The following is an 11889-nucleotide window of genomic DNA, read 5'->3' as shown; positions in this document are numbered from 1 at the left end:
TATTTATGCAGCCAGATGAAATATAAAGCAAAAAAAGGCAATACAGCGGGTACCGTCGTCGAACGGGCTGTCGACGACGGTATGTAATATAGTGTGTATTTACAAGACGTTATGAATTTTTTCTACACGAGTCACAGTTTCGCGATCGTGTGAGAGACGGGGGTTAAAGTTCGTTGAGGTTATCCAGCACGTTGGCCAATGCCTGGTTCATTTTCTCCACCTGGCTGGCGGTCATTCCTTTAAAACCTTTGTCGAATATTTTGCTCATCAGCGGCATCGCTTCCGCCACTTTCTGCTGGCCCGCTTCCGTTAACATCACGACGGTCACCCGCGCATCGCTGGGACTGCTGGCGGTTGTCACCAGCCCATCGTCGCGGAGTCGACCGACGATTTTGGTGACGGTCGGCATTTTCGCCAGCGCATACTCGGAGATTTGCGAAATGCTCGCCTCGCCGTACTGATGGGTAATCATCAACACGCGAAAGCGCGAGACATCCAGAGAGATCTTCTTGAGCGCGATTTCTACGGTTTGGGTGTAACGCGCGTAGACGTTAACAATCCAGTAGAACGGAAACTCTTCACGATGAAATACGGCATCTTCAGTACCATCACCCGATAATTTTTTTAGATAACTCATGCGTTTCCTTACCAAACAAGCCGCAGATTTTTCGATTATACCCTGTGTCTTTCGCCCCGTCCCGACGTGATGATGCCGGGTCGATCTGCGCCTGAGGCTTTTTAGCGACGCAGATCGCATTATGATTCACAAATGCCACACACATAACAATTGCGTATCATTTTTCACACATAAAATTGACACCTTCAGCGGACGTTCTCTATACGTTAGCCAGCCTGTACGACCCATAACCATAATCACAATGTGGAGCTTTTCATGAACGATAGCCCTTCTCTGGAACCAACGTCGACCTCCGGTCCAGCGCCGCTCAACGCGCGGCAGCAGGCGGTGATCAACAAGCTGTTTCGCCGATTGATCGTGTTTTTATTCGTACTGTTTGTGTTTTCCTATCTCGACCGCATCAACATTGGCTTCGCCGGGCTAACCATGGGAAAAGATCTCGGGTTAACCAGCACTATGTTTGGCCTCGCTACCACGCTGTTTTATGTGATGTACGTGGTCTGTGGTATTCCCAGTAACGTGATGCTGACCATCGTTGGCGCGCGACGCTGGATAGCCATTCTCATGATCGTTTGGGGTATCGCCTCTACCGCCACGCTGTTCGCCACCGGGCCCAACAGCCTGTACGCCCTGCGCATGCTGGTGGGTATTGCCGAAGCCGGTTTTCTTCCCGGCCTGCTGTATTACTTAACCTATTGGTTCCCCGCACATTATCGCGCCCGCGCCAACGCGCTGTTTATGATCGCCATGCCGGTGACCATGGCGTTGGGGTCCCTGGCGTCTGGGTACATTCTCAACATGGATGGCCTGCTCAATCTGAAAGGCTGGCAGTGGCTGTTCCTGCTGGAAGGCTTCCCGTCGGTGCTGCTCGGTCTGGTGGTCTGGTTCTGGCTTGACGACAGTCCGGCGAAGGCCAAATGGCTGACCGACGATGATAAAGCCTGCCTCAACGAGATGCTGGAAGCCGACCGAATCAACGCATTGCAAACCCAAAGCGCCATTCAGGCCGCCTCGGTTGGGCAAAAAAGTATGCTGCGCGAGCTACTCACCCCGGCGATTATTCTCTACACCCTGGCCTACTTCTGCCTGACCAATACGCTGAGCGCCCTGAGCGTTTGGACGCCGCTGATTCTGCGTAGCTTTAACGCCGAGAGCAGCAACGTCACTATCGGCCTGCTGAGCGCGATTCCGCAGGTCTGTACGATCATCGGCATGATCTGGTGGAGCAAACGTTCCGACCGCTACAACGAGCGTAAGCTGCACACCCTGCTGCCCTATCTGTTCGCCGCGGCTGGCTGGATCCTCACCGCCGCCAGCCCGAACCCGCACCTGCAATTCACCGGGATCGTGATGGCGTCGATGGGCGCCTTTGCGGCGATGGTTATCTTCTGGACCACACCGGATCGCGCGCTCTCCCTGCGCGCCCGTGCGCTGGGCATCGCGGTGATCAACGGCACCGGCATGACCGGCGCGGCGCTGGGACCTTTGCTGATGGGGCTGATGAAAGACGTCACCGGCAGCTTTAACGCCGGGATCTACATGGTGGCCGGCTTCCTGATTCTGGGTGCTGTTATCGTCGCGTTTATTCCGATGAAAGCCGCGCAACGCCAGAATGCGGTATCTGGCGTAGCCCCGGAGTCGGCGTAAACCCCACGTCCAGGCGACCCGGAATTATCACGTAGGCCGGATAAGGCGTTTCGCCGCCATCCGGCATGATGCGTAGCTGCCGGATGGCGCTGCGCTTATCCGGCCTACCATCAGAAGGCATAGCTCGCCCCTACCTGCACGGTTCGATCGCGACCAATCCAGCAGTTGGTGCTGTCATAACAGGTCAACGTCTCTTTGTTGGTCAGGTTCTGCGCGCTGGCTTTCAGCATGAGCCCTGCAAGGCTGCTGTCCACGGCGGACATATCGTAAGACAGCGACATATCGTACTGCGTTGTGCCCCCCAGTTTACCCGCCTTGTTATCCGGGGAGATTTCCATCGGACCGGTGTAGCGCGCCCCCGCGCCGATCGTCAGCCCGCGCACCAGGCTCTGGTCGAAGGTATAGTCGCCCCACAGGTTGAAGGCATTTTCAGGTATCTGCGTCGGGCGCTTGCCCTGGTAGCTCTCATCTTCGGTGTTGATGGCGTGGGTATAGGCGTAGTTGGCGATCAGGTTAATATTATCGGTTGGCCGGCTGATGACCGACAGCTCTGCCCCTTTGGACTCAATTTCCCCGGTCTGGCGGTACACCCAGCTCGGATCCGCGCTCAGCACGTTTTTCTGTCGGATGTTGAAGACTGAGGCGGTAAAGGTGGTCGCATAGTCCGCCAGCAGGTACTTCACGCCGCCTTCCACCTGCTTACTGGTGGTAGGTTTCACCTGTTCCGCCGTCAGGCCGTTAGCCGGTGATACCGGTTTAAATCCTTCCGAGTAGCTGATAAACGGCGACAGCCCATTGTCAAAGGCGTACAGCACGCCAAGGCGTTTGGTCACGCGATCCTGAGAGATCCACGTTTTCTCGTCGTGGTTAAGGTAGTCGGTTGTCGCGGACTGGTATTCGTCGTAGCGTAGGCTGGCGAGAATATTCAGGCCTCCCCAGGCCATCTGGTCCTGCAGGTAGTAGCCTTTCTGGTTGTAAGAGAGGCGATTTTTCTGCGCAGTGTACAATCCCAGCGCCCCTTCATTCACCTGCGTAAAGTCCGGGTTGCGCATGTCGATACCCGGGGTCGTCGACGCATAGCGATAATGGTAGTGGGAATTCAGCTTCTGATAGTCGAACCCTGCCAGCAGGTGGTGCTGCCAGTCGCCCACCGTCAGCGTCCGCGTGATCTGGTTGTCGATATTGAAGCTATGCAGATCTTCGTCTGTGGTATAGGCAAAGCGGTTCAGTTCATAAACCGGGTTCCCCGCGTTGCCGGTGGAATAGACGCTCCGCTGATGGCTGTCGATATCAAAGTAACGCGCTTTCTGCGCAATTCCCCAGCCGTTATCAAATTGGTGTTCAAAACTGTAGCCCACCATCCACTGGCGCTGCTTGAAGCCGTTCCAGTCGTCACCGGCATAATCGCGTTTGTTGGCGTAGCTGGAGCGCAAATAAGAAAGCGGCAGCGGGTTAGACGGCGTCAGGCTTGGGGTATTTTGCGCCAGCGCATCCAACGTCAGGCGGGTTTTATCGCTTGGCTGCCACGTCACGCTGGGCGCTACCAGGTAATCCTCATAACGCGTGGTATGGGGCTGATCGTCACCCTCAGTCGCTTTACCCAGCAGGCGATAGCTCCAGTCGCTGTCGGCAACCCGCCCGGTCGAGTCCAGGTAGCCCTCTTTCAGGTTGCGAGTCCCAGTATTGAAGCCGACTTCCGTGCGCGGCGTGGTCTGTGGTTTCTTCCCCTGAATATTCACCAACCCGCCCGGCGAACCGCTGCCGTAGAGCACCGAGGAAGGCCCTTTGAGGATATCGACGCTCTCAACCAGCAGCGGGTCGATCCGCGCTTTGGTATTACCGGTCACGTTATAGGGCAACTGGAGGCCGTTATAGAATTCATTGTCGACGTTAAAGCCGCGAATCTTGTATTCGCTCATGTAGGTCGTGCTACCGCGCGACTCGGTCGTTACCCCAGGCGCATAGCGCAGAATCTCATTCACCGAGGCAGCGTGGCGCAGGGTGATTTCATGCTGACCGATAGTGTTGATAACCTGCGGCGTTTTACTCTCCGCCACCGCGGATTTGGTGGCGCTGTTGGTCCAGGCGGCCAGTTCGCTCTCCTCGCCGGAGGCGTTCACGACCATGGTGGATTCGTTATTATCGGCATAGGCCTGCGACGCAAGCGCGAGTGTTATCATCCCGGAGAGTGCACAAAGGCGGAAAACGGCGTTATTCATTATCGTTAAGCTCAAAAAGAACAAAGAACGATAATTATTATCATCCGCATTTGCTATTCAACAACAAAATACGAAGGGATATAGAAATGTGATCTAGATCGGATTTTTGTCGAAGCAAGAAACGGCCCCTGACGGGGCCGTTGGAAGACATTATTCGCGGCGAATCAGGCGGAATACCGCCAGCACAACGATGGCGCCTACCACGGCAACCAGGAAGCTGTGCAGGTTAAAACCGGTGACGCTGCCACCGATGCCGAACGTGGTCGCAAGCCAACCACCCACTACCGCACCCACAATCCCCAGGATACAGGTGAGGATAAAACCACCCCCATCGCGTCCCGGCATAATGAATTTGGCAATAACACCGGCAATCAGACCAAAAATAATCCAGGTAATAATACCCATTTTTCCCACCTCTCCTGTTCCATTAACAGCAATAAAAGCGCCGACATTCTGCGCCTCTAATGTTTCAAGTATAGGTAATTGTTCTTAAAAAACCTGGTATGGCGATGATATTTTATACGGACAAATACGAATATTGATGTAAGCACTGTCTTAAGTCCGTTGCACAGCGCAGATCTGGCGTAATGTTAAATATTTTTATTTAGACGCTGAAGTTCTGTTTCCTGACGCCGATATCTCATAGAGAACCTGCCATTCAGGAGCCATTTCAGGTGAGTGAGCATAACGCACAGTTTCTTAAGCAAAATCCGTTAGCCGTATTAAATATTCTCCGCGATCTTCAGCAGGCTAACGCCGCGCTGCGCGTGAGCTGGTCTTCACGTCAATTTATTAGCCGCATTCTCGACGCCAGCCAGCAACGCTTGGTTATTGATTTTGGCAGCCGGGAAGCAGATAACGACGCGGCTCGAACGGCAAAAAATATCAGCATCGTGGCGGAAACCAATGGCGCAAAAATAGAATTTACCGTTGCCGAAATGCAGGTTGAAGATTATCAGGGGTTACCGGCCTTTGTGATGCCGACGCCGCCAGCAGTGTGGTTTATTCAACGTCGCGAATATTTCCGCATGCCCGCGCCGCTGCATCCGCCCTACTATGGTATCGCCACGCTGCCGAATAAAACCCCGCTCCGTTTTCGACTGTTTGATCTCTCGCTGGGAGGGATGGGCGCGCTACTGGATGGACCGACGCCAGAAATTCTGGTTCCCGGAATGGAGCTGAAAGAGATTGAGCTGGATATGGGACAATGGGGACGTTTCCGCTTTGATGCACAACTGCTGGCGATCAGCGAACGTAAGGTGGTTGATAGCAAGAACGAAACGATTGTCACCCCGCGCCTGAGCTTTCGTTTTCTGCATATGACGCCGGTACTTGAACGCTCGCTCCAGCGCATTATCTTTTCACTGGAGCGAGAGGCCCGCGAACGGGCCAATAACGTCCGCTAACTACATGGCGTCCATCGCTTTCTGTACTTTCCAGATATAGCGTGGCGCCTGCGGTGCCGGATGGTTCTTCACCACATGCTCGAAGAACTCGTCCTTATCCAGTTCGTTGATTTCCGCAATCGCCTTTTTACGATCGGATGAGAAGGTGCGCAGCAGCGCACCGGCACCGTTCGCATAGGACACCACCAGCGCATACTGCATCACTTCCGGGTCGCTAATGCCCGCCAGTGAACCGTGCTCCAGAATGCTCAGATAGGCCGCTCCCATTGAGATATTACGCTCCGGGTTTTTCAGCTCGCTGGTCGACGGCTGGCCGCTCCAGCCCATATAACGGTAGACGTCCAGCCCGGAGGTGGAGGCCTTCAGTTGCATCAGGCCAACCGCGTTTGATTTGCTGACCAGCGTCGGGTTCCCGCCGGACTCCACGGCAATAATCGCGGTGATCAGGCGTGGGCTGACGCCCCATGCCGCACCGGCTTTTTCGCTAATAGGCATCCACTGCATCGCTCGCTTTACCGGCACTTCAGGGTTCCAGGGGGGATTTCGGTAATCCGATTTAGAGCTACACCCGGCGAGTAATACAATTAAAAAAGCAAACCATCTTAATTTCACGCATCTATCCTTTTAGCTGAACTTTGCTGCCGTTAATGACAACCACTGGCTCAGGCGGCATGATACTCGTTTCGTACTCAGCAAGGAAATGCCATGTCCCAGTTTCATCTTATCGCCCCTTCCGGCTACTGCATTAACCAATCCGCCGCGCTGCGCGGGGTATCGCGATTAGAAGAGGCCGGACATCAGGTCGCTCATCAACAGGTTATCGCCCGTCGCGACCGTCGTTTCGCCGGCACAGAAAGCGAACGGTTGAGCGATCTTAACGGTCTTGTGACGCTGGGCGGGAAAAATCAGATTGTCATGCCGGTACGCGGCGGCTACGGCGCAAGTCGTTTACTTGAGCGCATCGACTGGCAGGGGCTGATTGCTCGCCAGCTGCGCGATCCGCTGCTTATTTGCGGCCACAGCGATTTTACCGTTATCCAGATGGGGCTGCTGGCCCTGGGCAATGTCGTCACCTTTAGCGGGCCGATGCTGGCCGGTAACTTTGGCGCCGAAACGCTGAACGACTTCACCGAACGGCACTTCTGGCTGGCGCTGAAAAATCCGACCTATTCCGTGGAATGGCAGGGCAACGGCCCGGCTTGTGAAGCTGAGGGAACGCTGTGGGGCGGCAACCTGGCGATGATCGTTTCGCTGATTGGCACACCGTGGCTCCCGGAGATCCGCGATGGCATTCTGGTGCTCGAGGACATCAACGAACATCCGTTCCGCGTCGAACGCATGCTGCTACAGCTGCTGCACGCGGGCATTTTGTCGCGTCAGCGAGCCATTGTGTTGGGGAGTTTTACCGGCGCGGCGCCGAATGATTACGACGCAGGCTACGATCTGAACGCCATGTATGATTACCTGCGTTCACGTTTGCCAATCCCGTTGATCACCGGGCTCGATTTCGGCCATGAGCAGCGCACGGTGACCCTGGCGCTGGGCGCACAGGCACAGTTAACCCACGCATCCGGTCATTCAATGCTCACGCTGAGCGGTCATCCCGTATTAAGTGAATAAAAAACAATAAATACCGCTTATTAGTCCAATGTTCGCGCCCTAATTATGGTAACGTTTTGTTACCAGCAAGCGCGATTAGGGGAGTGCGTGAACATTGGACGCCACGGCAGTCATTAGTCTCTTTATTTTGGGTTCGGTCTTAGTAACCTGCAGTATTCTCTTAAGCTCATTTTCTTCCCGCCTCGGCATCCCGATACTGGTTATCTTTTTAGCCATTGGCATGCTTGCAGGCGTTGATGGCATTGGCGGCATTCCGTTCGACAACTACCCTTTCGCGTATATGGTCAGTAACCTGGCGCTGGCGGTGATCCTGCTGGATGGCGGGATGCGTACCCAGGCCAGTTCCTTTCGCGTGGCGCTCGGCCCGGCGCTTTCGCTGGCGACGCTCGGCGTACTCATCACCTCCGGGCTCACCGGGATGATGGCGGCCTGGCTGTTTAAGCTGGATATGATGGAAGGTTTGCTGATTGGCGCGATTGTCGGCTCCACGGATGCGGCGGCGGTGTTCTCGCTGCTTGGCGGCAAAGGGCTAAACGAACGCGTGGGCTCCACTCTGGAGATTGAATCCGGCAGTAACGACCCGATGGCGGTGTTTCTGACCATCACGCTGATTGAGATGATCCAGCAGCATGAAACGGGCCTGAGCTGGATGTTCCTTGTACACATTATTCAGCAGTTCGGTTTGGGGATCGTGATTGGTCTTGGCGGCGGCTATCTGCTGCTGCAAATGATCAACCGTATCGCCCTGCCCGCCGGGCTGTACCCGCTGCTGGCGCTGAGCGGTGGGATCATGATTTTTGCCGTCACCACCACGCTTGACGGCAGCGGTATCCTGGCGGTGTACCTGTGCGGTTTCCTGCTGGGTAACCGGCCAATCCGCAACCGCTTTGGTATTCTGCAAAACTTCGATGGCCTGGCCTGGCTGGCGCAAATTGCGATGTTCCTCGTGCTGGGGCTGCTGGTCACGCCGTCCGATCTGTTGCCGATAGCCATTCCAGCACTGCTGCTTTCTATTTGGATGATCTTCATCGCCCGTCCGCTTTCCGTGTTCGCCGGGTTGCTGCCGTTCCGCGGATTTAACCTGCGCGAGCGCACCTTTATCAGTTGGGTTGGCCTGCGCGGCGCGGTACCGATCATCCTCGCGGTGTTTCCGATGATGGCGGGCCTCGAGAATGCGCGGCTGTTCTTTAATGTCGCCTTCTTCGTGGTTCTGATTTCACTGCTGCTGCAGGGCACCTCGCTGTCGTGGGCGGCGAAGAAAGCCAAAGTGGTGGTGCCGCCGGTCGGCTGGCCTATCTCCCGCGTGGGGCTGGATATTCACCCGGAGAACCCGTGGGAGCAGTTTGTCTATCAGCTTAGCGCCGAAAAATGGTGCGTGGGCGCGGCGCTGCGCGACCTGCATATGCCGCCGGAAACGCGTATTGCCGCCCTGTTTCGTGATAATGCGCTGCTGCACCCTACTGGCAGCACCCGCCTGCGGGAAAATGACATTCTGTGCGTGATTGGCCGCGAGCGCGACCTGCCTCTGCTGGGCAAGCTGTTTAGCCAGTCGCCGCCGATATCGCTGGATCAGCGCTTCTTTGGTGATTTTATTCTGGAAGCTGGCGCCAAGTTTGCCGACGTGGCGCTGATTTACGGCCTCGACGGCGGGGAAGAGTTCCGCGATAACCAGCAGTCTCTGGGCGATATCGTCGAGCATCTGCTCGGCGCAGCGCCGGTGGTGGGCGACCAGGTGGAGTTTGCCGGGATGATATGGACGGTCGCGGAAAAAGAAGAGAATCAGGTGTTGAAAGTCGGCGTGCGGGTGGCCGAAGAAGAATCGGAGTAGCCTGTTTGTTGCCCGATGGCGCTGGCTTGCGAGAGTAGCAAACGGCTGTAGGCCCGGTAAGCGCAGCGCCACCGGGCAAACGCACAAACGTTACACCGTCACAACGGGGACTCGCGGTGCCAGCGCGCACATCAGCTCATAGCCGACGGTGCCCGCGCTGGCCGCCACTTCATCAATCTTAATTTCCTGCCCCCACAGCTCAACGGCGGTACCAATTCCGGCCTGCGGGCACGGCGTTAAATCCACCGCCAGCATATCCATCGAGATAGCGCCAACCGTACCGGTACGGATCCCATCCACCAGCACCGGAGTGCCATTGGCGGCAATGCGCGGGTAGCCGTCGGCGTAACCGCAGGCGACAATACCAATGCGCTGTTCCTCTTTTGCGCGATAGCGGCTGCCATAGCCCACCGCATTGCCGGGTTTGAGGTTCTGCACGCCGATAATCTGGCTGCTCAGCGTCATCACCGGCTTGAGGCCGGTATTCGCGATGTCCTGCCATTGGCCAGAGGGTGACGCGCCGTAGAGTACAATACCGGGCCGCACCCAGTCAAAATGGGTTTCCGGATGCCACATCGTCGCCGCCGAGTTGGCTAACGAACGTGGGCAGTCCAGTCCTTCAGCCGCCTGCTCGATCAGGCGCATCGGTTCAGTTACGCCGTCGGTGTTTTCCGATTGCGCAAAGTGCGACATGAGCGTCATCGCGCCGACGTTTTTCATACCGCGCAGCTGTTGCCAGACCGTCTGCACTCGCTCCGGTGCAAAACCGAGACGGTTCATGCCGCTGTTTACCTTCAGGTAGATATCAATCGGCGCGTGCAGACGGGCATTCTGTAGCGCTTTAATCTGCCAGTTGCTGTGCACGCTGGTGGTCAGCCGATATTTATCAAACAGTTCCAGTTCGTCGGCATGGAAAAAACCTTCCAGTAACAGAATCGGCCCTTTCCAGCCGCGTTCACGCAGCAGAATCGCCTCTTCGAGGTTGAGCATCGCAAAACCGTCGGTTTCCTTCAGGGCATTCCATACCCGATCAAGGCCATGGCCGTAGGCATTCGCTTTCACCACCGACCAGACGCGGGCCCCATTCGCAGCGCGTCGGACAATAGCCAGATTGTTTTTCAGCGCCTGCAGATCGATGCTGGCGAGCACAGGACGTGACATGCGTTCTCCTTAGTGGTGCGCGCCATGCAAATGCTGCACGCGAGTGGGTGTGAAGCCCGGTGAATAGCGTGCGACACTGAGATCATCATAGGGGATAGCCGGCATTCTGCCAGACATCAAATCGCTTAGCAGCTGGCCGGAACCGCAGGACATGGTCCAGCCCAGCGTGCCGTGGCCGGTATTCAGCCACAAATTTTTGAACGCCGTTTTGCCCACCACTGGCGTGCCGTCCGGGGTCATCGGACGCAGCCCGGTCCAGAACGTGGCCTCTTCCACGTGGCCGCCGCGCGGGAAGAGATCGCGCACAACCATCTCCAGCGTCTCGCGACGCGGCTGAAGCAGCTCGGTATTAAAACCGACAATCTCCGCCATACCGCCAACGCGGATACGGTTATCAAAACGGGTAATCGCGATTTTATACGTTTCATCAAGGATCGTGGACACCGGCGCCCCGCTCTCTTCGACGATCGGAATGGTCAGCGAGTAGCCCTTCAGCGGATAAACCGGGATATCCACCAGCCCTTTGAGCATGGCGGTTGAGTAAGAGCCAAAAGCCATCACGTAAGCATCGGCTTTGACCACTTCGTCGCCGCACTTCACGCCGACAATGCGTTCGCCCTCTTTAATCAGGCTGTCTACCGGCGTATTGAAACGGAACTGCACGCCCGCCTGCTCGGCCATTTTCGCCAACCGCTGGGTGAACAACTGGCAGTCACCGGTTTCATCGTTGGGTAAGCGCAGACCGCCAGTCAGCTTATGGGCAACCTCCGCCAGCGCTGGCTCAACCTCGGCGAGACGCGAAGCTTCCAGCAGTTGATACGGCACCCCCGCATCTTCCAGCACGGCAATATCGCGGGTCGCGTTCTCATACTGTTGAGCGGTGCGGAACAGTTGCAACGTACCGCCCTGACGGCCTTCATAGCTAATGCCGGTGGTTTCACGCAGGGTTTTCAGACAGTCGCGACTGTACTCAGCCAGACGCACCATGCGCCCTTTGTTTTCCATATAGTGGCGAGTGTCGCAGTTGCGCAGCATTTGCCACATCCACTTCAGCTGGAAACCGGTGCCATCCAGGCGAATCGCCAGCGGCGCATGGCGCTGGAACATCCATTTAATCGCCTTTAGCGGCACGCCCGGTGCCGCCCACGGCGCAGCGTAGCCCGGGGAGATTTGCCCGGCGTTGGCGGCGCTGGTCTCCAGCGCCGGGCCGGCCTCCCGGTCGATAACCGTCACCTGATGCCCCGCCTGACTTAAATACCAGGCGCTGGTCACGCCCACCACGCCACTTCCCAGTATGACAATGTGCATAGCCACTCCAGTCCAGAATGAGTAAAAGAACAATCTTCTAATTACAAATTGATAACCCAGATG

At 56.3% G+C, this 11889-nt stretch carries 10 protein-coding genes and 1 pseudogene; 4 read left to right on the top strand and 7 right to left on the bottom strand.

Features of this window, described 5'->3' with window-relative positions; translation table 11 throughout:
- Positions 1-163: 163 nt before the first annotated feature.
- Complete coding sequence (locus NNN71_RS20290; protein ID WP_167575614.1) at positions 164-637, bottom strand: MarR family winged helix-turn-helix transcriptional regulator; 474 nt, start codon at positions 635-637, stop codon at positions 164-166.
- A gap of 255 nt (positions 638-892) precedes the next feature.
- Between NNN71_RS20290 and hpaX the strand changes: the two genes are divergently transcribed.
- Positions 893-2284, top strand: coding sequence for a 4-hydroxyphenylacetate permease (hpaX, locus tag NNN71_RS20285; RefSeq protein WP_271459204.1), 1392 nt, complete (start codon positions 893-895; stop codon positions 2282-2284).
- A gap of 110 nt (positions 2285-2394) precedes the next feature.
- On the opposite strand, the gene NNN71_RS20280 is transcribed toward hpaX, so the two are convergent.
- Both NNN71_RS20280 and NNN71_RS20275 read right to left on the bottom strand, forming a co-directional pair.
- On the bottom strand, positions 2395-4503 hold the full coding sequence (locus NNN71_RS20280; RefSeq protein ID WP_271459203.1) for a TonB-dependent siderophore receptor: 2109 nt from the start codon (positions 4501-4503) through the stop codon (positions 2395-2397).
- Between the two features lie 150 nt (positions 4504-4653).
- On the bottom strand, positions 4654-4908 hold the full coding sequence (locus NNN71_RS20275; RefSeq protein WP_064544875.1) for a GlsB/YeaQ/YmgE family stress response membrane protein: 255 nt from the start codon (positions 4906-4908) through the stop codon (positions 4654-4656).
- A gap of 269 nt (positions 4909-5177) precedes the next feature.
- On the opposite strand from NNN71_RS20275, the gene ycgR reads away from it, so the two are divergent.
- Entirely contained in the window at positions 5178-5909 is a 732-nt protein-coding gene (gene ycgR / locus NNN71_RS20270) for a flagellar brake protein YcgR (protein ID WP_249023126.1), read from the top strand.
- Here the strand turns inward: ycgR and emtA are convergent, their stop codons facing one another.
- Complete coding sequence (gene emtA / locus NNN71_RS20265) at positions 5910-6521, bottom strand: membrane-bound lytic murein transglycosylase EmtA (RefSeq protein WP_065356773.1); 612 nt, start codon at positions 6519-6521, stop codon at positions 5910-5912.
- Positions 6522-6614: 93 nt separating this feature from the next.
- Between emtA and ldcA the strand changes: the two genes are divergently transcribed.
- Both ldcA and NNN71_RS20255 read left to right on the top strand, forming a co-directional pair.
- On the top strand, positions 6615-7529 hold the full coding sequence (gene ldcA, locus NNN71_RS20260) for a muramoyltetrapeptide carboxypeptidase (protein WP_271459202.1): 915 nt from the start codon (positions 6615-6617) through the stop codon (positions 7527-7529).
- A gap of 94 nt (positions 7530-7623) precedes the next feature.
- Positions 7624-9357 (top strand): potassium/proton antiporter, encoded by a 1734-nt coding sequence (locus NNN71_RS20255; protein WP_167575609.1) that lies wholly within the window; start codon positions 7624-7626, stop codon positions 9355-9357.
- On the opposite strand, the pseudogene NNN71_RS25310 reads toward NNN71_RS20255, so the two are convergent.
- From NNN71_RS25310 to NNN71_RS20245, 3 genes and pseudogenes are all read right to left on the bottom strand, one after another.
- Positions 9298-9429 (bottom strand): annotated as a pseudogene (locus tag NNN71_RS25310) (hypothetical protein); the annotation flags it as partial. The gene NNN71_RS20255 and the pseudogene NNN71_RS25310 sit on opposite strands and share 60 nt — an antisense overlap.
- Before the next feature lie 18 nt (positions 9430-9447).
- The gene (dadX, locus tag NNN71_RS20250) at positions 9448-10518 is read right to left on the bottom strand and encodes a catabolic alanine racemase DadX (RefSeq protein WP_271459201.1); all 1071 of its coding nucleotides are present in this window, start codon (positions 10516-10518) and stop codon (positions 9448-9450) included.
- Between the two features lie 9 nt (positions 10519-10527).
- Complete coding sequence (locus tag NNN71_RS20245) at positions 10528-11826, bottom strand: D-amino acid dehydrogenase (RefSeq protein WP_167575607.1); 1299 nt, start codon at positions 11824-11826, stop codon at positions 10528-10530.
- Positions 11827-11889: the final 63 nt, after the last annotated feature.

This window comes from Kluyvera sp. Awk 3, assembly GCF_028069715.1.
Classification (GTDB): Bacteria; Pseudomonadota; Gammaproteobacteria; order Enterobacterales; family Enterobacteriaceae; genus Kluyvera; species Kluyvera georgiana_A.
This window is presented reverse-complemented; position numbering and strand designations above follow the sequence as displayed.

Bases quoted from the DNA above. Each gene is read 5' to 3' on its own strand.
- NNN71_RS20290 (WP_167575614.1), bottom strand. From the start codon at position 637: ATGAGTTATCTAAAAAAATTATCGGGTGATGGTACTGAAGATGCCGTA.
- hpaX (WP_271459204.1), top strand. From the start codon at position 893: ATGAACGATAGCCCTTCTCTGGAACCAACGTCGACCTCCGGTCCAGCG.
- NNN71_RS20280 (WP_271459203.1), bottom strand. From the start codon at position 4,503: ATGAATAACGCCGTTTTCCGCCTTTGTGCACTCTCCGGGATGATAACA.
- NNN71_RS20275 (WP_064544875.1), bottom strand. From the start codon at position 4,908: ATGGGTATTATTACCTGGATTATTTTTGGTCTGATTGCCGGTGTTATT.
- ldcA (WP_271459202.1), top strand. From the start codon at position 6,615: ATGTCCCAGTTTCATCTTATCGCCCCTTCCGGCTACTGCATTAACCAA.
- dadX (WP_271459201.1), bottom strand. From the start codon at position 10,518: ATGTCACGTCCTGTGCTCGCCAGCATCGATCTGCAGGCGCTGAAAAAC.
- NNN71_RS20245 (WP_167575607.1), bottom strand. From the start codon at position 11,826: ATGCACATTGTCATACTGGGAAGTGGCGTGGTGGGCGTGACCAGCGCC.